The 20,933-nt window shown below is 73.2% G+C and carries 19 protein-coding genes; 10 read left to right on the top strand and 9 right to left on the bottom strand.

Going from position 1 to position 20,933, the window contains the following annotated elements:
- Nucleotides 1-61: 61 nt before the first annotated feature.
- Together yaaA and eda are read left to right on the top strand one after the other, a co-directional pair.
- A complete protein-coding gene (gene yaaA / locus ABZ478_RS03430) occupies nucleotides 62-844 on the top strand; it encodes a peroxide stress protein YaaA (protein WP_358927137.1) in 783 nt (260 codons plus the stop codon).
- Nucleotides 845-950: 106 nt separating this feature from the next.
- Nucleotides 951-1,667, top strand: coding sequence for a bifunctional 4-hydroxy-2-oxoglutarate aldolase/2-dehydro-3-deoxy-phosphogluconate aldolase (gene eda, locus ABZ478_RS03425; protein ID WP_359544906.1), 717 nt, complete (start codon nucleotides 951-953; stop codon nucleotides 1,665-1,667).
- Here the strand turns inward: eda and ABZ478_RS03420 are convergent.
- Genes ABZ478_RS03420 through ABZ478_RS03410 form a run of 3 tightly spaced genes read right to left on the bottom strand, consistent with a single transcriptional unit; the run spans nucleotide 1,639 to nucleotide 4,559 of the window.
- A complete protein-coding gene (locus ABZ478_RS03420; protein ID WP_359544904.1) occupies nucleotides 1,639-2,949 on the bottom strand; it encodes a bifunctional RNase H/acid phosphatase in 1,311 nt (436 codons plus the stop codon). The two genes, eda and ABZ478_RS03420, sit on opposite strands and share 29 nt — an antisense overlap.
- Nucleotides 2,950-2,961: 12 nt before the next feature.
- On the bottom strand, nucleotides 2,962-3,705 hold the full coding sequence (locus ABZ478_RS03415; RefSeq protein WP_359545018.1) for a C4-type zinc ribbon domain-containing protein: 744 nt from the start codon (nucleotides 3,703-3,705) through the stop codon (nucleotides 2,962-2,964).
- Nucleotides 3,702-4,559 (bottom strand): Nif3-like dinuclear metal center hexameric protein, encoded by an 858-nt coding sequence (locus ABZ478_RS03410; RefSeq protein WP_359544902.1) that lies wholly within the window; start codon nucleotides 4,557-4,559, stop codon nucleotides 3,702-3,704. The genes ABZ478_RS03415 and ABZ478_RS03410 overlap by 4 nt, the downstream gene beginning before the upstream one ends.
- A gap of 186 nt (nucleotides 4,560-4,745) precedes the next feature.
- Here ABZ478_RS03410 and ABZ478_RS03405 point away from each other — a divergent pair, with 186 nt between their 5' ends.
- On the top strand, nucleotides 4,746-5,945 hold the full coding sequence (locus tag ABZ478_RS03405) for a hypothetical protein (protein WP_359544900.1): 1,200 nt from the start codon (nucleotides 4,746-4,748) through the stop codon (nucleotides 5,943-5,945).
- Between the two features lie 370 nt (nucleotides 5,946-6,315).
- On the opposite strand, the gene ABZ478_RS03400 is transcribed toward ABZ478_RS03405, so the two are convergent.
- Entirely contained in the window at nucleotides 6,316-7,173 is an 858-nt protein-coding gene (locus ABZ478_RS03400; RefSeq protein WP_359544898.1) for a MaoC/PaaZ C-terminal domain-containing protein, read from the bottom strand.
- 240 nt (nucleotides 7,174-7,413) lie between these two features.
- Between ABZ478_RS03400 and ABZ478_RS03395 the strand changes: the two genes are divergently transcribed.
- A complete protein-coding gene (locus ABZ478_RS03395; RefSeq protein WP_359544896.1) occupies nucleotides 7,414-8,679 on the top strand; it encodes a sensor histidine kinase in 1,266 nt (421 codons plus the stop codon).
- Here the strand turns inward: ABZ478_RS03395 and ABZ478_RS03390 are convergent.
- Entirely contained in the window at nucleotides 8,657-10,225 is a 1,569-nt protein-coding gene (locus tag ABZ478_RS03390; protein ID WP_359544894.1) for an alpha-L-arabinofuranosidase B, read from the bottom strand. The two genes, ABZ478_RS03395 and ABZ478_RS03390, sit on opposite strands and share 23 nt — an antisense overlap.
- Nucleotides 10,226-10,469: 244 nt before the next feature.
- On the opposite strand from ABZ478_RS03390, the gene ABZ478_RS03385 reads away from it, so the two are divergent.
- The 5 genes from ABZ478_RS03385 to ABZ478_RS03365 all read left to right on the top strand — a co-directional run bounded on the left by ABZ478_RS03385 (nucleotide 10,470) and on the right by ABZ478_RS03365 (nucleotide 15,935).
- Nucleotides 10,470-11,081, top strand: a complete 612-nt coding sequence (locus ABZ478_RS03385) for a response regulator transcription factor (protein ID WP_359544892.1) — start codon at nucleotides 10,470-10,472, stop codon at nucleotides 11,079-11,081.
- A 192-nt stretch (nucleotides 11,082-11,273) separates the two neighbouring features.
- Nucleotides 11,274-13,025: an MFS transporter gene (locus tag ABZ478_RS03380; RefSeq protein ID WP_359544890.1), complete on the top strand. Its 1,752-nt coding sequence runs from the start codon at nucleotides 11,274-11,276 to the stop codon at nucleotides 13,023-13,025.
- A gap of 233 nt (nucleotides 13,026-13,258) precedes the next feature.
- Entirely contained in the window at nucleotides 13,259-13,909 is a 651-nt protein-coding gene (locus tag ABZ478_RS03375) for a class I SAM-dependent methyltransferase (protein ID WP_359544888.1), read from the top strand.
- A 92-nt stretch (nucleotides 13,910-14,001) separates the two neighbouring features.
- Nucleotides 14,002-14,964, top strand: a complete 963-nt coding sequence (locus tag ABZ478_RS03370; protein WP_359544886.1) for an N-acetylmuramoyl-L-alanine amidase — start codon at nucleotides 14,002-14,004, stop codon at nucleotides 14,962-14,964.
- A gap of 161 nt (nucleotides 14,965-15,125) precedes the next feature.
- The gene (locus tag ABZ478_RS03365; RefSeq protein WP_359544884.1) at nucleotides 15,126-15,935 is read left to right on the top strand and encodes a hypothetical protein; all 810 of its coding nucleotides are present in this window, start codon (nucleotides 15,126-15,128) and stop codon (nucleotides 15,933-15,935) included.
- A 144-nt stretch (nucleotides 15,936-16,079) separates the two neighbouring features.
- Here ABZ478_RS03365 and ABZ478_RS03360 read toward each other — a convergent pair whose 3' ends face one another.
- The 4 genes from ABZ478_RS03360 to ABZ478_RS03345 form a co-directional block, all read right to left on the bottom strand.
- Entirely contained in the window at nucleotides 16,080-16,643 is a 564-nt protein-coding gene (locus tag ABZ478_RS03360; RefSeq protein WP_359544882.1) for a hypothetical protein, read from the bottom strand.
- 162 nt (nucleotides 16,644-16,805) lie between these two features.
- Nucleotides 16,806-17,876, bottom strand: a complete 1,071-nt coding sequence (locus ABZ478_RS03355; protein ID WP_359544880.1) for a prenyltransferase — start codon at nucleotides 17,874-17,876, stop codon at nucleotides 16,806-16,808.
- Nucleotides 17,873-18,625 (bottom strand): class I SAM-dependent methyltransferase, encoded by a 753-nt coding sequence (locus ABZ478_RS03350; RefSeq protein ID WP_359544878.1) that lies wholly within the window; start codon nucleotides 18,623-18,625, stop codon nucleotides 17,873-17,875. Before ABZ478_RS03350 ends, ABZ478_RS03355 begins: the two co-directional genes overlap by 4 nt.
- Nucleotides 18,619-20,031, bottom strand: a complete 1,413-nt coding sequence (locus ABZ478_RS03345) for a glycosyltransferase family 4 protein (RefSeq protein WP_359544876.1) — start codon at nucleotides 20,029-20,031, stop codon at nucleotides 18,619-18,621. The genes ABZ478_RS03350 and ABZ478_RS03345 overlap by 7 nt, the downstream gene beginning before the upstream one ends.
- Nucleotides 20,032-20,252: 221 nt before the next feature.
- Here ABZ478_RS03345 and ABZ478_RS03340 point away from each other — a divergent pair, with 221 nt between their 5' ends.
- Nucleotides 20,253-20,894 carry a TetR family transcriptional regulator gene (locus tag ABZ478_RS03340; RefSeq protein ID WP_359544873.1) on the top strand — a complete coding sequence of 214 codons (642 nt, stop codon included), beginning with the start codon at nucleotides 20,253-20,255 and terminating at the stop codon, nucleotides 20,892-20,894.
- Nucleotides 20,895-20,933 lie beyond the last annotated feature (39 nt).

Genomic DNA, 20,933 nt, shown 5'->3' with positions numbered 1-20,933 from the left:
GGGCGAGGGGGCGTGCGCAGCACCCCGTACGCTGGCGCTGAACCGATGAGAAGGAGTACGCGTGCTTGTCCTGCTGCCGCCCTCGGAAGGAAAGGCGTCCTCGGGCCGTGGCGCTCCGCTGAAGCCGGAGTCGCTGTCCCTGCCGGGGCTGGCCGAGGCGCGGGAGGCGGTGCTGGCGGAACTGGTCGAGCTGTGCGCCGCCGACGAGGAGAAGGCACGCGAGGTGCTCGGCCTCAGCGAGGGGCTGCGCGGCGAGGTGGCGAAGAACGCCGGGCTGCGCACGGCCGGGGCCCGGCCCGCCGGGGAGATCTACACCGGTGTGCTGTACGACGCCCTGGACCTGGCCTCGCTGGACGCGGCGGCGAAGAAGCGGGCGGCGCGCTCGCTGCTGGTCTTCTCGGGGCTGTGGGGCGCGGTGCGCGTGACGGACCGCATCCCCTCCTACCGCTGCTCGATGGGCGTGAAGCTGCCGGGGCTCGGCGCGCTGGCGGGGCACTGGCGGGCGCCGATGGCCGGGGTGCTGCCCGAGGCGGCCGGCCGGGGCCTGGTGCTCGACCTGCGCTCGGCCGCGTACGCGGCGGCCTGGAAGCCCAAGGGTGAGGTCGCCGGGCGGACCGCGACCGTGCGGGTGCTGCACGCGCCGACCCGGAAGGTCGTCAGCCACTTCAACAAGGCCACGAAGGGCCGGATCGTACGGAGCCTGCTGTCGGCCGGGACCGCGCCGAAGGACCCCGCCGAGCTGGTGGTGGCGCTGCGGGACCTCGGTTACGCCGTGGAGGCGCAGGCGCCGGGCACGGCGGGGAAGCCGTGGGCGCTGGACGTGCTGGTGGAGGAGGTCCACTGAACACCGCCGCCCACTGAGCACGGCCGCTTGAGCACCGCCGCCGCATGCCGTTGCAGCATGCGCAACGCTCATTGCGGAGAGTGCCGCTCCTGGGCACGATGAGGTCATGACCTCACCGCTGCCCTCCGCTTCGGCTGCCTCCGTGCTGGATCTCGCGCCCGTCGTGCCGGTCCTGGTGGTGTCGGACGTGTCCGACGCCGTCCCGCTGGCGCGCGCGCTGGTGGCCGGAGGGCTGCCCGCCATCGAGGTGACGCTGCGGACGCCCGCCGCGCTGGACGCCATCCGGGCGATCGCCGGTGCCGTGCCGGACGCGTTGGTCGGGGCGGGTACGGTCCTCACCCCGGAGCAGGTGGACGACTGCGTGGCGGCCGGGGCCCGGTTCCTGGTGAGTCCGGGGTGGACGGACGCGCTGCTGGAGGCGATGCGCGGGTCCGGGGTGCCGTTCCTGCCCGGGGTGTCCACCACCTCGGAGGTCGTGGCGCTGCTGGAACGCGGGGTGCGGGAGATGAAGTTCTTCCCGGCGCAGGCCGCGGGCGGCACGGCCTATCTCAGGTCGCTGGCGGGGCCGTTGCCGCAGGCCCGCTTCTGCCCGACGGGCGGGATCGGTCCCGCGACCGCGCCCGAGTATCTGTCCCTGCCCAACGTCGGCTGCGTGGGCGGGAGTTGGATGGTCCCGGCGGATGCGGTGGCCGCCGGGGACTGGGGGCGCATCGAGGAGCTGGCGCGGGGCGCGGCGGGACTCGGGGACCCGGGCCTCGGCCAGGGCCACTCGCCCGGATCAGGGTCGGACAGGCTCAGGCGCGCAGGTGGGACGTGTCGTTGAACAGCCGTACGCTCGCGTTGCCGTCCGCGTAGTACGCCACCGCGGACAGGGACGCGGCGGAGAGTTCCATGCGGAACAGGGACTTCGGCGGGGCGCCCAGGGCGAGCCGGATCAGGGTCTTGATCGGCGTGACGTGGGTGACCAGCAGGACCGTGCGGCCGGCGTGGGCCGCGACCAGCTTGTCCCGGGTGGCCGCGATGCGGGTGGCCGTCTCGGCGAAGCTCTCGCCGCCGCCGGTGGGGTGGGCCTCCGGGTCGGCGAGCCAGGCGTTGAGGTCGTCCGGGTGGCGCTCGCGGACCTCGCCGAAGGTGAGCCCCTCCCAGGCACCGAAGTGCGTCTCCCTGAGCCCCTCGTCGACCGTCACGTCCAGGCCGAGGCGGGCGGCGACGATGCGGGCCGTCTCCTGGGTGCGGGCCAGGGGTGAGGCCACGACGGCCTGGATCGTGCCGCGCCTCGCCAGTGCGGCGGCCGCCCGCTGGGCTTGTTCCCGGCCCGCGTCGGAGAGGGATGGGTCCGTGCCGCCGCTGCCGGAGAAACGCTTCTGGGGGGTGAGGGGGGTTTCGCCGTGGCGGAGGAGGACGAGGGTGGCGGGGGCGCCGAGGTCGGGGGCGGCGCTCCAGCCGGGTGCCTGCGGCCGCTCGGCGACGCCGGAAGGCTGGGGTGCGGCGGGGCCGGGGGGCTGCTCCCCCACTCCCGGCTTCGCGCGAGCGGCACGGTCGCCCGCGGCCGCGGCGTCGTCGTCACCGGGCGCGGCCACGCCGGTCACGCCCGCACCCGGGGCCAGGGCCGCGGCCGCCCGTGTCTCCGCCGTGCCCGTTGCCCCGCGAACGGCTTCGGCCTCGATGTCGTCGCCGGTCGCGGACCACTGTTCGCCTCGTGCGCCCGCGTCCATGGCCTCGTTGGCGAGGCGGTCGGCGTGGGTGTTCTGCGCGCGGGGGATCCACTCGTAGGTGACCTGGCCGGGCGGGAAGACGCTGTTCGCCTCCGCCGCCAGGGGCTTCATGCCGGGGTGCTTGATCTTCCAGCGGCCCGACATCTGCTCGACGACCAGCTTGGAGTCCATCCGGACGTGCACCCGGGCGGTGGGGTCCAGGGCGTGCGCGGTGCGGAGGCCGGCGAGGAGGCCCCGGTACTCGGCGACGTTGTTCGTGGCGACGCCGAGGTACTCGGCCGCCTCGGCCAGGGTCTCCCCCGTCACCGCGTCGCTGACCACGGCGCCGTAGCCCGCGGGCCCCGGGTTGCCCCGTGACCCGCCGTCCGCCTCGACGATGAACTCCCGCACCGCCCCGGCTCCTTACAGGCCCGACTCGGCGGTGCGCACCAGGATCCGGCGGCAGTTCTCGCAGCGGATCACCGTGTCCGGCGCCGCCGAGCGGATCTCGTTCAGTTCGGTGATCGCCAGCTCCTGGCGGCAGCCCTGGCAGGTGCGGGCGTACAGCTTGGCCGCGCCGATGCCGCCCTGCTGACCGCGCAGCTTGTCGTACAGCTTGAGCAGGTCGGCGGGGACGGAGCCGGCGACGACCTCGCGCTCCTTGGTGACCGAGGCCGCCTCGCCGTCGATCTCCTCGAACGCGGCGTCCCGGCGGGCGGTGGCGTCGTCGATCTTCGACTGGACGGAGCCGACCCGCTCGGTCAGCTCGGCGACCCGCTCCTGCGCGGACTCGCGGCGCTCCATGACCTCCAGGACGACGTCCTCCAGGTCGCCCTGCCGCTTGGCGAGGGAGGCGATCTCGTGCTGGAGGTTGGACAGGTCCTTGGGCGAGGTGACCGCGCCGGAGTCCAGGCGCTGCTGGTCGCGGGCGGCACGCTGGCGGACCTGGTCCACGTCCTGCTCGGCCTTGGTCTGCTCGCGGGCGGTGTCGCTCTCCTCGGTCTGCGCGGCCACCAGCAGGTCGCGCAGCTGCGTGAGGTCCTTGTTCAGCGACTCGATCTCGGCGTGCTCGGGCAGCGACTTCCGCTTGTGCGCGAGCTGCTGCAGGCGGACGTCGAGGGCCTGGACGTCGAGGAGTCGGATCTGGTCGGCGGGCGCGGCGTTCAGTTGGGGGCTCCCAATTGGTTAGAGGTGACGGTGGACGCCGCGTGGGCGGTCCAGGGGTCGGTGACCGTCTTGGAGACATGGACCCGGAGGTCCCAGCCGTGACGGTCGGAGATCTCGTCGAGCTGGGCTGCGGCCAGCTCGCACCAGGGCCACTCGGTGGCCCAGTGCGCCGCGTCGAGCAGCGCGAGAGGACTTCGGGCGACGGCCTCGGAGGCCGGGTGGTGGCGCAGGTCCGCGGTGAGGTAGGCGTCCACGCCGGCCGCGCGGACCTGGTCGAAGAGGCTGTCGCCGGAACCACCGCTGACGGCGATGGTGCGGACGACGGCCTCGGGGTCGCCGGCCACCCGGATGCCCTGCGCGGTGGCGGGCAGCCGCTCGGCGACCCGGGCGGCCAGCTCGCGCACGGTGAGCGGGTGGTCGAGCTCGCAGACCCGGCCCAGGCCCCGGCAGCCCGCCGGGTCGGTCGGGTCCGGCACGAGGGGGCGTACGACCCGCAGGTCGAGCGCGCCGGCCAGCGCGTCGGAGACACCGGGATCGGCGGTGTCGGCGTTGGTGTGGGCCACGTGCAGCGCGATGTCGTTCTTGATCAGCGTGTGCACGACGCGGCCCTTGAAGGTGGACGCCGCGACCGTGGTCGTCCCGCGCAGGTAGAGCGGATGGTGGGTGACCAGCAGATCGGCGCCGAGCTTCACCGCCTCGTCGACGATCTCCCGCACGGGGTCGACGGCGAACAGGACCCGGGTGACCTCCTGGTCGGGGTCGCCCACCACCGTTCCGACCGCGTCCCAGGACTCGGCCCGCTCGGCGGGCCACAGGGTCTCCAGCGCGGCGATGACTTCAGACAGACGGGGCACGGGGAAAAGGCTACCTGGCCGTTCTGTGCGGATGTACCGCGTCCGCCTCTGCCGGACGGCTCAGCACAGGGGGCGCCGCAACCTCAGCTGAATCGCTTCTGCGCCACCCGTATGTGTGAAGCCGCCGTCCACCGCTCCCCTGCCCGTGCGCACAAAACTAGCTTCGTCGCCGGAGGTGACCGAACGATGACGGCCTGTGCGATCGAACCCCCTTCGACCGACCGGTCCGGCGCGGGCGACGGCGCGCCGGGGACGGGGTGCGCCATCACGGCGGACGGCGCGTACGCCGCCCGTCTCGCGCCGGACGGTGACTCCTGGTTCCCGGAGCGCTGGACGCTGGACGGCCCGGAGCCGTACGCGGTGCCGCTGCCCGGCCACCAGCCGGAGGAGCCCGGCACCCAGGTGCAGCCGATGGGCGACGGGCGGGTGCTGATCCACCGGCTGGTGGCAGGGCACCGGCACACGTTCTGCCTGCTGTACCCGACCGGGCCGGGCACCGGTGAGCTGCCGCTGGGCGCGGTGGAGTGCCCGGAGCCCGGCACCCGGCTCACGCTGCTGCCCCCGGCGCCGGGCGGCGCACGGGCCTACGCCCTGGCCGTCGGCCCCGGGGCCACGGCGGTGTGGCTGGTGGCGGGCGGCTCGTCCGGGCCCGAGCGGCTGGCCGAGGTCCCCGGGCGCTGCTCGGGCGGGGTCTGGCTGGACGGCAGCGGGCGGCTGCTCGCGCTGGACCGTGAGCTGGACGGGCGCACCAAGACGGTGGTGGTGGACCTGGGGCGCGGCGGCGAGGTCTCGCCGTTGCTGCAGATCGCTGACGGCAGCGACGACCGGCTGCTGCTGGCCGATCCGGACAGCGGGCTGCTGCTGATTTCCTCGGACGCGCCGTCCCCCGGGCAGGAACGATTGGGCTGGGGGGTCCTGGGCAGCACGCTGCCGGTCCGCTTCCCGGAGTGCCTGCGTGTGCCGGACTGCACGGTGACGCCGTTCGCGATCCAGCCGGGGCAGGTGCTGATGCCGGAGAACTGCGCGGTGGCGCTGCGCGTGGAGGGGCCGTTCGGCGGCTGGGTCGGCACCTGGCGGCCGGCCGAGCGGAGGGTCTGCCATCTGCCCGCGCCGCAGGGGTGGTTGACCGGGTGCGGGCTGTGGACGCGGGACGGGGCGCTGCGGCTGCCGTTCGCCACGGGGGAGGTCCCGTGCGGCGTGGCGGAGCTGACGGCGCCCTGGAGGGAGACGGGGGCGGCGGGGCCGGGGGATCCGGTCCGGGACGGTACGGCCGGCGAGGCGCCCGAGGCGCCCCGGCGGACGCCGGTACCGGACCCCCCGGAACCGGTGGCGGTCCGTCCGGTGCCTCTGCGTGAGGCACCTCTTGGACGTCTTGTAACGAAGTAGTGCCGGTCGGCGCGCCCGCCTGGATCCGGCCGGAGGTGGGTTGGTTACACTCGCCCGGCTGTAAAAGATCATGTTGACGGGGTGAATTCTTCCGATGAGCGACACCAGCACGACTCAGCCGCTGTCTGCCGACTCTCAGGACGCGGACGGCCATGGCCGCCACCGGGGCCCGGTCGCGGCCCAGGACGGTGACACGGCTCCGCGTGGGCGTCACCGCAAGCCGGCCGGGGAGACCGCCGAGGCGGCTGCCTGACGGCAAGGGGTGAGGAGGGGCTTCCCGTCGTTCGACGGGGAGCCCCTTCTTCGTTCCTCGTCGTTCCTTGTCGTTCCTTGTCGTTCCTCGTCGTTCCTTGTCGTTCGTAGTCGTTTCTCAGGAGTGATCGACGACGGTGTCGGCGAGGACGGGTGCCTCGTCCCGGTCGAGGGCGCTCACGGCCACCCGGACGGTGCCCTCCCCGCGCCACATGCGGATCCGCAGGGTCTCCCCGGGGAAGACGACTCCCGCGAACCGGGTGGCGTAGGACCGTACCCGGCTCGTCTCGCCGCCGAGCAGCGTGTCGACGACCGCCTTGAGGGTCATGCCGTAGGTGCACAGACCGTGCAGGATGGGCCGTTCGAACCCGGCGGCCCCGGCGAACCCGGGGTCGGCGTGCAGTGGGTTCAGGTCTCCGGAGAGGCGGTAGAGGAGTGCCTGGTCCTCGCGGACCGGCCGGTCGACGGTCCGGTCGGGCTCGCCCTCGGGCGGGTCGGGGCGGGCGGAGGGGCCGCGGTCGCCGCCCCAGCCGCCCTCACCGCGCAGGAAGATCCGCGCGTCGCCGGTCCACAGCGGGCCGTCGGCGTCGGCGACGTCGGTACGCAGCACGAGGAGGGCCGCGTCGCCCTTGTCGTACAGCCCGGCGACACGGGAGGTGGCGGTGGCGGTGCCCCGCACCGGGACGGGGCGGTGGACCGTGAGCGACTGGCCGCCGTGCAGGACGCGGGCCAGGTCGGCCTCGATGCCCGGCGTGGACAGGCCGCTGATCACTCCCGGCGGTCCGCCGCCCGCGACGGTGGCGAAGCTCGGCAGGACGTGCAGCCGGGACTCCAGGGTGTAGCGCAGCTCGCCGGGGTCGGTGGCGGGAACGCCGGCGCCGATGCCCAGGTGGTAGAGCAGGACGTCCTTCGCGGTCCAGCTGATCTCGCCGGAACGGGGCTCGGCTGCGAGGACCTTGGCGGCGTCGATGGGCATGGGACTCCTGAGCTGAGATCGGCCGCACCGAAGCGCAACGCGTTCGGGTGCGGCGCCCTCTGTATAGCCGAGCGCTCATGGGTTGGGAAGGCCGCCGCCGCCGCGCCGGACCGGCACCCGTGACATTCGTCCTGCCGGAGTCCGTACGCGCGGACCTGCCGTGAGCGGGCGCCCGGTTCGTACGCTGGCCGTCGTACCGCCGCCGCGGGGCGGTGACCATTCGATCGGGGGACGAGAGACATGTCGTGGTGGGCACGGACAAGAGGCGGGCCACGGGAACTGCGCGAGGCGCGGTCCCGCCGGCGGGCGGACATCAAGCGCTTCCGGGCGGCGCGGCAGAACGGCGGGGACGCGGCCGCCGACCAACCGGGGCCGCCGCCCACCGGCTTCGCCCTGCTGCCCTGGCTGCTGATGGGCCTGGGCTCCTTCTCCAACCTGCTCCAGGGCGAGACCCCGAACCCCTGGATCGGCGGCCTGGGCCTGCTCACCTTCAACTCCCTGTACATCTACGTCACCTTCCGCTCCTTCGACCGGGACAGGCGCCGGGCGCCCTCCACCCGGGTCGCGCTGGTGCTGATGGGGCTGCTGACCACGGCCCTGGGGCTCGGGTACGGCGGGAGCTGGCTGATGTTCTTCCCGCTGCTCGGGCTCGCGACCGGTGCCACCCTGCGCGGTCCGTGGCTGGGCCGCGTCGGCCTGCTCCTCACGGTGTACGCGGGCGCCGTCTCCGCCGTCCGCGGCGGCTGGTCGGACGCCACGAACATCGCCTACGCGACCTTCCTGTCCAGCATGGTGACCGCCGCGATCCTCGGCCTGTCCGAGGCCGTGCGGGAACTGCGCGCCGCCCGGGAGGAACTGGCCCGCCGGGCGGTGGAGAAGGAACGGCTGCGCTTCTCCCGCGATCTGCACGACCTGCTCGGCCACACCCTGTCGGTGATCGTGGTGAAGTCCGAGGCGGCCCGGCGGCTGGCCCCGCGCGACATGGACGCGGCGCTGGGCCAGATCGGCGACATCGAGTCGGTGGGCCGGCAGGCCCTCACCGAGATCCGGGAGGCGGTGACCGGCTACCGCGAGGGCAGCCTGGCCACCGAGATGGCCCGGGCCCGCTCGGCGCTGTCCGCGGCGAGCGTGGAGCCGGTGGTGCGCCGGTCCGGGGCCCCGCTCACCCCGGCGGCCGAGGCGCTGCTCGGCTGGGTGGTGCGCGAGGCGGTCACCAACGTCGTCCGGCACAGCGACGCCACCCGCTGTGAGATGACCATCGACAGCACCGTCGAGCACGTGCGGCTCACCGTCACCGACAACGGCACCGGCGGGGCCGCACCCCGCGCCGCGGAGGGCATCGGCGGCACCGGGCTGACGGGTCTGACCGAGCGCCTCGCGGCGGCGGGCGGCTGTCTCACGGCCGGCCCGTCGCCGCGCGGCGGCTTCACGGTCACCGCCGAACTCCCGGTGGAGCCGGCCGAGCCGGCTGCCGTGGGGGCGGCTACGGCGCCCAGGGAGAGCTGACCGCCCAGCTCACGTCGTCGCTCCACGAGGTGCCGCTGTCCCAGGCGTTGGAACCGCCGTTGCTCGCTATGTAGACGGTGTGGCCGTAGTGGCGCAGGTACCGCGTCGGGTAGTTGTACGAGGCGAACGAGGTGCCCTTGCCGCTCCTGCCGGTCTGCGGACAGAAGGTGGCGTCGGCCCGGAACTGGGCGGTGCCGTCCATGGGCTGTCGCTGGATCCGGTAGTCGAAGTGGCGCAGGAAGTCACCGGGGTAGTTCCGCGACTCGAAGGAGACACAGGAGCCGTCGGCCAGTCCCCGGCGCACGATCCAGGTCGCGTCGCTCCTGTCGAGGGCGGAACTGCCGGACGTCACCGGCGAGATGACCGCCGCGTCGTTCTGATGGCGGACGTACTCGGTGGTGCAGCAGGAGGTGGTCGCGCGCAGCGAGATCTCCGAGCCGGGTGTCAGGGTCCCGGTGCTGCCGGTCGGGCCGCCGTAGCCGGCGGAGACGATGCCGGCCTGGACGGCGTTGTCGGCGGCGTCCGTCGGGATGCCGGAGGTCATCACGCCCTCGAAGAAGGAGCCGATGGAGCCGTTGCTGTTGTCGCCACCGGTGCCGAGGACGATCGCGCCCTCCTGGTGCATCGGGGAGTAGCCTCCGGCGGTGGGCTCACCGCCGGAATAGGTGGTCGTGAGTCCGCCGGATTGCGCGTTGCCGTATTTCAGCGCGAAATGGTTCTGCCCGTTGTTCTTCAGCAGCGCGGTCACGAACGGTATGGGTCCGGTGCCGGTGTTCGAGGTGTTCCTGCTGTACCCGGCGTCCGACTGGAACAGCCCGTTCTCCAGGTCGGCCTGCACCCAGGGGCCCTGTCCGTAGCAGGGCGCGAACCAGCACTGGGTGCCGAAGTTGATGGCGTCCATGTGGCCGTTGCCGGTGTCCATGTTGTTGGTCTCGGCGTTGCCGTAGTCGAAGCAGCAGCGGTTGTTGACGTGGGTGCCGGAGGTCACCATGTACATCCCCTCGGCCTGCCCGTTCACGGCCACGCCCGAGGTGGAGTTGTCCCGGTAGCCCATGCCGGCGGAGATCTCCAGGCCGTAGACCTGGTGGCCGCCGACCGTCACCGGAAGGGCGTCCGCGGGCGCCCCCACGTCGGCCGCGCCGGCCCCGCCCGCGCCCTCGATCGTGAGGTCGTTGTGGCGCGGGGACTGGTCGTAGATCTCGGTGATGACGCAGGTGGTGCCGGAGCAGAAGGAGTCCTGGGCGGCCGCGTCGGCGTATCCGCCGGCGGACAGCGGGCCGATGCCGGTCTTCGCTCCGTCCCTGGCGCGCTGCACCTGGTACAGCGGGCCGTTGTACGTGGAGTACAGGGCGCGCACGAGGCTGTGCGCGGCGACGCAGGGCGTGCCGGCGGTGCCGTAGACGTCGCAGGGCAGCGAACTCGCGGCGGCTGCGGGCGGGGCGCCGGTGCCGAACAGCAGCGCGGCGAGGGCGGCGCAGACCGCGAGGACGGACAGGGCGGCGCTTCTCGGCCGCCGCGGGAGGGAGCGCGGAGGAGTGGGGGACACGGGTGCACCTCGGTCGGTCGTGGGGGCAGTCGGATTTCCGTACCTGGTGAGCGGTGGTGCGTGAACGGCCGGTCGGTATACCGGACACCGTTCGACCGAAATACCGAACCAATTCAGCCGTCGAAATACCGAACAATTACCGGAAATGCAGAGGCGATTGTTTGCGCATTACTGAGGGGTCGTCAACCCCTTCGGTACCGAACGAGGGGGAGTCTTTATGGACGGCTCTGGCTACCCTTGGCCCGTGAACGACATCCGAGTCCTGCTCGCCGAGGACCAGGGCATGATGCGCGGGGCCCTCGCCCTGCTGCTCGGCATGGAGGACGACATCGAGGTGGTCGCCCAGGTGTCGACCGGCGACGCGATCGTGGAGGCGGCGCTGCTGCACCGGCCGGACGTGGCGCTGCTGGACATCGAACTCCCCGGCATCAGCGGCCTGGACGCGGCGGCCGTGCTGCGGGAGGAGGTGCCCGGCTGCCGGGTGCTGATCCTGACCACCTTCGGCCGGCCCGGCTATCTGCGCCGGGCCATGGAGGCCGGGGCGGCCGGCTTCCTCGTCAAGGACGGACCGGTGGAGGAGCTGGCCGCGGCGGTCCGGCGGGTGCTCGGCGGAGAGACCGTGGTCGATCCGGCACTGGCCGCGGCCGCGCTCAGCGCCGGGCCGAATCCGCTGACGGCCCGCGAGTGCGAGGTGCTGAAGGCGTCGGTGGACGGGGCGACGGTGGCCGACATCGCCGGCCGGCTCCATCTGTCCGAGTCCACCGTCCGCAACTACCTGTCCGCGGCGATCGGCAAGACCGGCACCCGCAACCGCGCGGAGGCGGTCCGGGAGGCCCGGCAGCAGGGGTGGCTGTGAGCCGCGCGACCACCTCCGAGGTGCGGTGGCTCACCCCCGCGGGCCGGCGTCGCGGGGTCCTTCCCGGCCGCTGACGCGGGGTCAGAAACCCATGGGCGGGTCAAGGATTCGTTAGGGACCCGAAGCAACGGAATAGTTGCCCGTGCATACGAGGTTTACCCGGCACTCATGTCACCCGGGAGGCCGAACTCAATGACGCACACGACGACCGACCAGCCCGGCCGGAGGGCGAGCGGGGCCGTGGTCCCGGTGCTCGCCTTCGCGGGCATCGTGGTCGCGGTGATGCAGACCCTGCTGGTGCCGGTCATCAAGGACCTGCCGCAACTGCTGGCGACCGCCCCCAGCAACGCCACCTGGGTCCTCACCTCGACCCTGCTGTCCGGCGCCGTGGCCACCCCGATCATGGGCCGGCTCGGCGACCTCTACGGCAAGCGCCGCATGCTGGTCCTCAGCCTCGCCGTGATGGTGGCGGGCGCCCTGGTGAGCGCGCTCACCAGCACCCTGCTCACCATGATCGTCGGCCGTACCCTGCAGGGCTTCGCCATGGGCGCGATCCCACTCGGCATCGGCCTGATGCGGGACATGCTGCCGCGCGAGCGGCTCGGCTCGGCCATGGCCCTGATGAGCTCCTCGATCGGCGTCGGCGGCGGCCTCGCCCTGCCCGCCGCCGCCCTGGTCGCCCAGCACACCGACTGGCACGCCCTGTTCTACGGCGCGGCCGGGCTCGGCGCGCTCGCCATCGCCCTCACCCTGCTCGTCGTGCCCGAGTCCCCGATGCGCGCCAAGGGCTCCTTCGACCTGCTCGGCGCGCTCGGCCTGTCCGCCGGCCTGGTGCTGCTCCTGCTGCCCGTCACCAAGGGCAGCGACTGGGGCTGGTCGTCCGGTACGACGCTCGGCCTGTTCGGCGCCTCCCTCGCGGTGTTCCTCCTGTGGGGCCTGTACGAACTTCGCGTCCAGGCGCCCCTGGTCGACCTGCGCACCACCGCCCGCCGCGAGGTGCTGCTCACCAACCTGGCCTCGATCATGGTCGGCGTCAGCTTCTACGTCGTCTCGCTGGTCCTGCCCCAGCTCCTCCAGCTGCCCAGCGCCACCGGCTACGGCCTCGGCCGGTCCATGGTGGTCGCGGGTCTGTGCGTGGCCCCGCTGGGCCTGACGATGATGTTCACGGCGCCGGTCTACGCCCGCCTGTCGGCCCGCTACGGCCCCCGGACCACCCTCATCATCGGTCTGCTGATCATCGGCATCGGCTACGGCGGCGGCCTCGGCCTGATGGACGCCGCCTGGCAGACGATCATCACCTCGGTCGTCCTGGGCGCCGGCATCGGCCTCGCCTACTCCTCCCTGCCCGCGCTGATCATCGGCGCGGTCCCGGCCTCGGAGACCGGCGCCGCGAACGGGCTCAACACCCTGATGCGGTCCATCGGCACCTCCGTCTCCAGCGCCGTCATCGGCATGGTGCTGGCCAACACGGCGAACGACGTGGGCGGCGTCGCGGTCCCCACCATGCACGGCTTCCGCGTCTCCTTCCTCATCGCCACGGCCGCCGTCGCGGTGGGCCTGCTGCTCGCGGTGTTCCTGCCCCGGGCGCCGCGCCCGGCCCAGCACACCCAGCTGCGCGCCAGCAGCGAGGAGGAGGCCGGCATCCGGCACGCCGAGGAGGTCCTGCGCGGCTTCCGCGGCCGGGTGCTGGACGCCGCCGGCACCCCGGTCGCCCGCGCCAAGGTCACCCTGATCGACCGCCGGGGCCGCCAGGCCGGGGCCACCCTCTCCGGGGAGGACGGCTCCTACGCCCTCGCGGTCCCCGCCGAGGGACCGTACGTGCTGGCCGCCAAGGCCGCCGGGCACGGGCCGCTGGCCTCGGCCGCGACGCACGCCGGCGACGACCGCCCGGTCGACCTGGACCTGCCCCTGCCCCTGCCGGGCGGGGCGGCGGCCGGCGCCTGACCCGGGTGTCCGGCCCGGACGCCGGGAGGCCCTGAGCCCGAGAGGCCCGGACGCCCGGACGCCCGGGAGGCCGGGTCTCCCGAAAGGCCCCGGGCGCCTGAGAGGCACGCCATACCCACCCCCTGTCGCCGCCCGGCAGGGGGTGCGGCAGCATGGGGCGCCCGGCGCCCGGAAGACCCCATGACCAGGTGGACCGGGTACGACCGCACCGAGTACGACCGAGAGGAATCCCCATGCCCGCGGCACCCAAGCCCGAGATCCTGGCCGCGTTCGAGGCGGCGAAGGGGTTCATGCCCGCGGACGAGGGGCTGGCGCTGTACGCGGCCGCGGCCGAGGCGGGGCGGCTCGGGCTGCCGCTGCTGGAGGTCGGCACCTACTGCGGGCGGTCCACCGTCCTGCTCGCCGACGCGGCCCGCGAGGCCGGCGTCACCGCGCTGACCGTGGACCACCACCGGGGCAGCGAGGAGCAGCAGCCGGGCTGGGACTACCACGACCCGGAGACCGTCGACCCCGAGATCGGCCTGATGGACACGCTCCCCGCCTTCCGCCGCACCCTGCACCGGGCGGGCCTGGAGGAGCACGTGGTCGCCCTCGTCGGCCGCTCCCCGCAGATCGCCGCGATCTGGAACTCCCCGCTCGGCCTCGTCTTCGTCGACGGCGGCCACACCGACGAGCACGCCACCGCCGACTACGAGGGCTGGGCGCCGCATGTCGCCGAGGGCGGGCTCCTCGTCATCCACGACGTCTTCCCGCACCCCGAGGACGAGTTCACCGGACAGGCGCCGTACCGGGTCTACCTGCGGGCCCTGGAATCGGGCGCGTTCACCGAGACCGCCGTGACCGGGTCGCTGCGCGTGCTGCGGCGGACCGGCCCGGGTGTCTGACCCCGGCGCGGTCACCGGCGGTCCCCGGGGCGTTCGCCCGCCTGGACCCCACGGCCGGGTGGACGCCCCGCACGGCGGTTAGGGTGGCAGGCGTGTCGTACGTAGGACCGGACTTCGATCCCCCGCAGCCGCGCCGGCCCCGGCGCGGACCGCTGACCGTCGCGCTCGCCGCCCTGGTGCCCGGGGCGCTGCTCGGCTGGCTCGTGTACGAGACGGCGGGCGGTTCGGGCGGGTCCTCCGGCGGCGCGGGCTCCGCCCCGCCCGCCGCCTCCTCCGCCCCCGCGTCCGCTCCGCCGGCCGCGCCCTCGCGAACCGGCGACTCCGCCCACGACGCCAAGGATCCGGGCCCGGCGGGCAGTTCGGCCCCCGCCGCCTCCGGCCCGCTCAAGGGCAAGGTCGTCGTCATCGACCCGGGCCACAACCCCGGCAACTTCCAGCACCCCTCCGAGATCAACCGCCAGGTGGACATCGGCACGAACCGCAAGGAGTGCGACACCACCGGCACCTCCACCAACTCGGGTTACCCGGAAGCCCGGTTCACGCTGGACGTCGCACACCGGCTGCGCGCACTGCTGGAACGGCAGGGCGCCACCGTGAAACTGACGCACGACGGCGACTCCCCGCCCTGGGGCCCGTGTGTCGACGAACGTGCCCGCATCGGCAACACGGCGCGTGCCGACGCGGCCGTCTCCATCCACGCCGACGGCTCGGCGCAGGGCAACCGCGGCTTCCACGTCATCCTGCCCGCCTCAGTGCACGCGGGCGGTGCCGACACCCGCCCCATCGCCGGCCCCTCCAAGGACCTGGGCATCCGCATCGCGGGCCGCTATCTGCGGCTCACCGGCGAGCCGCCCTCCAACTACGTCGGCGACGGCACCGGTCTCGTCACGCGGAAGGACCTGGGCGGTCTCAATCTGTCAACGGTTCCCAAGGTGTTCATCGAGTGCGGCAACATGCGCGATACCAAGGACGCGGCGCTGCTGACCAGCGGCGCCTGGCGGCAGAAGGCGGCGCAGGGGATCTCTGAGGGAATCGTGAGTTTCCTGCGCGGGTAGCGATCGGCAGGTCCATCCGGGCGGACAGCGTGATCGTGCGGACGATAGTGTCGTCCATACGATGAGGGGCCACCCCTGCGCTTCACACCGGAGTCCGGAAGCGACTTGGTGACGGCGACGCCTCCTCCGACGACGAGACGACCTACGAAGGACCTGCTGAAGTGAATATCCGCTCCCTCACTCGGGGCGACGGCGTGGTGATCGGAGCAGCGGTGTTGCTGTTCATCGCGTCGTTCCTCGACACGTTCGACAAGTCCGGCAGTGACACCCCGAACGCCTGGGACAACCTCGGCCTGGTGATGAGCATGTACGTCGGCGGCATCGCCGGCGCGGTCCTGATCGTCGTCGCGCGGGCGCTCCCGCAGCCGCGCAAGGTCATCGGCCTCGACCTCGGTCAGATCGGCGTCGCACTGACGATCTTCGCCGCGTGGACCTCGTTCTGGACCATCATCGACCCGCTGGGCGCGTTCAGCGACAGCTTCGGCGGCCTCGACGTCGGCGCGGGCTCCGGCCTCGTGCTCGGCCTCATCGCCGCTCTGCTGCTGGCCGCCGCCGCCATCGCCACTCCCCTCGTCCCGGCCCTGCAGGCCGCGCTGGTCCCGGCGCCCAAGCCGGCCTCCCCGCAGCCCTACGGCGCCCAGCCGCCCGGTGGTTACGGCTACCCCGGCGCCCAGCCGCAGCCGGGTCAGCCCTACGGTGCCCAGCCGCAGCCGGGCCAGCCGTACGGCCAGGCCCCCGCTCCGGCGGCCCCGGCGCCGCAGCCGGCCGGCGGGGAGTTCTCGCCGTTCTGGTTCGCCGTGCCGGCGGCCCGCCCGCTGTTCGCCGAGGACGGCAGCGCGGCACCGATCGCCGAACTGGCGCCCGGCACCTGGTACCTCGCCGTCGAGCAGCGCGGTGCCGCGCTGGTGGCGCAGACCCAGGACGGCCGCCGCGGCGTTCTGCAGGACACCTCGGGGATCCAGCGCGGCTGAGCCGCCGCCCGTACCCGAGCGCACGGCCCCTCGCCCTTCCGGGCGGGGGGCCGTCGCCGTACAGCCCTCCCCGGGACATGACTTGACGCACCGTCAGGAAGCTGGCGCCGCAGCGGAGTCGGGCACCGCCGGGCGCATGCCGTCCTAGGAACCGTTCTTGACCTCGGACAGGGACGGCACCTTGTTCTTGACCTCGGCGCCCGCGTTCTTCCCGGCGTCCTTCACCTTGTTGATGACGTCGTTGAAGTCGTTGGCCGCCGAGCCGTCGCCCTTGCGGAGCTTGGCGGGCAGGCTCTTCAGCGACTCGATGCCCGCCGTGATGGGGGCGATCGCCTTGGAGAGGGTTGGATCACCCTTGGCGTTGCGCGCGGCCGCCTTCAGACGGTTGTACGCGAACGCGCCGGCGAGACCCGCCTTGACGAGGGTCAGCTTGCGGCCGTGCGCGCCCTTCTTGAACTTGCCCGCCTTGTACGGCTTGTAGATCCACTGGTAGACGGCTCCGGCCGCGAGGCCCGCGTTCGCCACGAACCGGGTCTTGGCGAACTTCTGCTTCTCGGCGGAGGTGCTGGGGCTGGGCTCGGCCGCCGCGACGGCGGCCGTCGGGTTGCGCTGCGAGGTGTCGTGGCCGGCGGCGTAGGCCGTGGAGCCGGCGAGCAGGGCGCAGCAGAGGGTGAGGGCCACGGCGATGTGGCGTATCGGTACGGGCACGGTGTCCTCCCGTGGAGGTGTCGCGTCTGGTCCGTGTGCTCCGTGGAGCCGTGTGACCTCTCGCACCCCACCCGAAACATGGACATGTCCGGCAACATGCACACATCCCGCCCCAGTTCGCACGCCAGGTAGCGAACGGTCGACCCAGCGTGCCGTCGCCCCTCAGCCGCAGCAGTCGGGGTCGAGCCCGGACGGCAGGTACTCCCCGCCGAAGACGGCGCAGGTGGCGTCGTGGCCGCCCAGCGCGGCGACGGCCAGCAGCAGCGAACCCGCCGTCCAGGTGGTGAGCTCGCGGGGCCATATGGCGTCGTCGTCGAAGACGTAGCCCGTCCAGTACAGGCCGCTCTCCGCGTCCCGCAGGTGCTGCACCGACTGCAGGATCTCCAGCGCGCGGTCGGACTCGCCCATCGCCCACAGGGCCAGCGCGAGTTCGCAGGACTCGCCGCCGGTCACCCAGGGGTTGGGGACGACGCAGCGCACCCCCAGACCCGGGACGACGAAGCGGTCCCAGTCCGCCTCGATGCGCTCCTTGGCCTCGGTTCCGGTGAGCGCGCCGCCGAGGACCGGGTAGTACCAGTCCATCGAGTAGCGGTCCTTGTCGAGGAAGCGCTCGGGGTGCCGGCGGATGGCGTGGCGCAGCGCCCCGGCCGCCAGCTCCCAGTCCGGCTGCGGCTCCTCGCGCTGCTCGGCGATGGCGAGGGCGCAGCGCAGCGCGTGGTGCACGGAGGAGCTGCCGGTGAGCAGGGCGTCCGCCGTGGGGGTGCCGTCGTCGTCGCGGCGCCAGCCGATCTGGCCGCCGGACTGCTGCAGCCGCAGCACCCACTCGACCGCCGCGTACACGGTGGGCCACATGCGGTCCAGGAACGTGTCGTCACCGGTGGACAGGTAGTGGTGCCAGACGCCTACGGCTATGTAGGCGACGAAGTTGGACTCGCGGCCGCGGTCGGTGACGTCGTCGTGGGCGCCGTCGGCGTAGGCCGCGTACCAGGAGCCGTCCTCGTTCTGGTGGGCGGCGAGCCAGTCGTACGCCCGCTCGGCGGCCTCGTGCTCGCCGGCCGCGTCCAGGGCCATGGCGGCCTCGGTGTGGTCCCACGGGTCGAGGTGGTGCCCGCGGAACCAGGGGATCGCGCCGTCCTCCCGCTGTACGGCGAGGATGCCGCTCACGGTCGCGGCGGCCTGCTCGGCGGTGAGGACCCCGGGCAGGACGAGGTGTTCTGTCCGGGGGGTGGTCACTTGGCGGCCGCCTCGGAGGTCTCGTCCACCCGCGGGAGGTGGGGCTTGGTGGCGTAGACGACGAAGCTCTTGCCGATGACCGGGTTCAGCGCCTGCTCGGCGATCCGGGTGGCGAGCGGCTTCTTCATGATGTCCCAGACCAGCAGCTTGTGGTACGCCCGCACCGGCAGCGCCTTGTCGTTGTCCACGCCGAACGCGCACTTCAGCCACCAGTAGGGCGAGTGCAGGGCGTGCGCGTGGTGGCTGCCGTACGGCCGCAGGCCGGCTTCGCGGACCTTGCCCAGCAGCTCGTCGGCCTTGTAGATGCGGATGTGGCCGCCCTCGACCTCGTGGTAGGCGTCGGACAGCGCCCAGCAGACCTTCTCGGGGCCGTAGCGGGGCACGGTGATGGCGATGCGGCCGCCGGGCCGGAGCACGCGCACCATCTCGGCGAGGACGCCCTTGTCGTCGGGGATGTGCTCCATCACCTCGGAGATGATGACGACGTCGAAGGACTCGTCGGGGAAGGGCAGCGCGAGGGCGTCGCCCTCCATGGCGGTGGCGGTGGCGCCGGCCGGCGCCTCACCGGCCTCCTTCATGGCCGCGAACCACTTGGCGACCTCGCGGATCTCCTCGGCGTTCTGGTCCAGGGCCACGACCTGCGCGCCGCGCCGGTAGCACTCGAAGGCGTGCCGGCCGGCCCCGCAGCCGAGGTCCAGGACACGGTCGCCGGGGGCGAGCGGGAACCGGGAGAAGTCGACGGTCAGCACGTGGCCCTGCTTTCGCGGTCGGAGGTTGCGCGGTCGGAGGCGAGTGGTTCTCGGAGGACGGCGGCGGGCGGGGTGCCGGGCCGGTCCTGGACGCCCGTGCGGCCGCCGTGGCCGGCGATGGCCTCCCGGTAGCGGGCCACCGTTCCCTCGGCGGCCCGGGCCCAGGTGAAGCGGCTCAGTACCCGCTCGCGGCCGGCGCGGCCGAGGCGCTCGCGCAGCGCGGGGTCGCCCAGCAGCCGGACCAGCCCGGCGGCGAGGGCCCCCGCGTCACCGGGCGGCACGGCGAGGCAGGTCTCGCCGTCGCGTCCGGCGACCTCGGGGATGGCGCCGCCGGTGGTGGCGACCAGGGGGGTGCCGGTGGCCATGGCCTCGGCGGCGGGCAGCGAGAAGCCCTCGTACAGCGAGGGCACGCAGGCGACCTCGGCCGAGCGGATCAGGTCGACCAGTTCGGCGTCGGAGATGCCCTTGACGAACTCGACGGCGTCTTCGAGGCCGTAGCGCTCGACCGCCTGGGCTACGGGGCCCTCCGCGGGGCGCTTGCCGACGACGACGAGGTGGGCGGCCGGGTGCTCGGTGCGCACCTTGGCGAGGGCCTCGACCAGGAAGACCAGGCCCTTGAGGGGGACGTCGGCGCTTGAGGTGGTGACGATCCGGCCGGGCACCTCGGCGACGGCGGGATTCGGCGCGAAGAGATCGGTGTCGGCGCCGATGTGGACCACGTGGACGCGGTCGTCGCGGACGCCGAGGTGGTCCACGATCTCCTGGCGGGAACTGCCGGAGACGGTGAGCACCGAGGGCAGGCGGCGGGCGACGCGCTTCTGCATCCGGGTGAAGGCGTACCAGCGGCGCACGGACAGCCGGCGCTGCCGGCTCTCGGCCGCGTCCAGCTCCAGTTGCCGGTCGACGGTGATGGGGTGGTGGATCGTGGTGACCAGGGGGGCGCCGATGTCGCCGAGCAGGCCGTAGCCGAGCGTCTGGTTGTCGTGGACGACGTCGAACTCGCCGCGGCGGGCGCGCAGATGGCGCCGGGCGCGCAGGGAGAACGTGAGCGGCTCGGGGAAGCCGCCGGTCCACATCGTGGCGACCTCGAGGGCGTCGACCCAGTCCCGGTACTCGCCCCGCCCGGGGGTCCGGAAGGGGTCGGGCTGGCGGTAGAGGTCGAGGCTGGGCAGCTCGGTGAGGCTCAGGCCGTCGTATCCCTCGTCGAGCACGGGATAGGGCTGGGCGCCGATGACCTCGACGCGGTGGCCGAGGCGGGCCAGCTCGCGGGAGAGGTGCCGGACGTAGACGCCCTGGCCGCCGCAGAACGGGTTCCCCTTGTAGGTGAGGAGCGCGATGCGCAGCGCTCGCCCTCCGTCTGCTGCGAGCTCCGGTCGGGGCCCCGCCTGACTGGCCTCAGCGGTCACTCCGGGTCCCCTTCTCCCTGCACTTTCCCGCGACACTATGACGGGACGCTAATCTAGAACAAGTTTCAGACTTGATCGTTCAAGAGGCTCTGAATCTACCGGCAGGTAGGGGCCCTGACAGCAGTGGATCAGGTGATTCACGCCACGGCGCGAACCCCCCGCCATGCTGGATGATCACATGCCCTACAGATGTCCTCACCGACTGTCACGGAGCGGGACCCATGCCTGCGGAATCCAAGCTGGAAGCCGGGAGTGTCCGGCCCCCCACGGCACCGCTGACCGAGCGGCAGGAGGCCCGCCGCCGCCGGATCCTGCACGCGAGCGCCCAACTGGCGAGCCGGGGCGGTTTCGACGCCGTGCAGATGCGGGAGGTCGCGGAGTCCTCGCAGGTCGCCCTCGGCACCCTGTACCGGTACTTCCCGTCGAAGGTGCATCTGCTGGTCGCCACGATGCAGGACCAGTTGGAGCACATGCACGGCACCCTCCGCAAGAAGCCCCCGGCGGGTGACTCGCCGGCGGAGCGGGTCGCGGAGACCCTGATGCGGGCGTTCCGGGCCCTGCAGCGCGAGCCGCAACTGGCGGACGCGATGGTCCGCGCCTTCACCTTCGCCGACCGCGGCGTCTCCCCCGAGGTCGACCAGGTCTCCCGGCAGACCACGGCGATCATCCTCGACGCGATGGGCCTGGACCACCCGACGCCGCAACAGCTCTCGGCGGTCCGCGTCATAGAGCACACCTGGCACTCGGCCCTGATCACCTGGCTCTCGGGCCGCGCCTCCATCGCCCAGGTGAAGGTCGACATCGAGACGGTGTGCCGGCTGATGGACCTGCCGGATCCGGCGGCCGGCCCGAGGGCGCGTTGAGGGCGGCCGCCGGGACGGGCGCTGCGGCACGGGCGTCGA

Source organism: Streptomyces sp. NPDC005706 (assembly GCF_040631045.1).
Taxonomy (GTDB): Bacteria; Actinomycetota; Actinomycetes; order Streptomycetales; family Streptomycetaceae; genus Streptomyces.
This window is presented reverse-complemented; position numbering and strand designations above follow the sequence as displayed.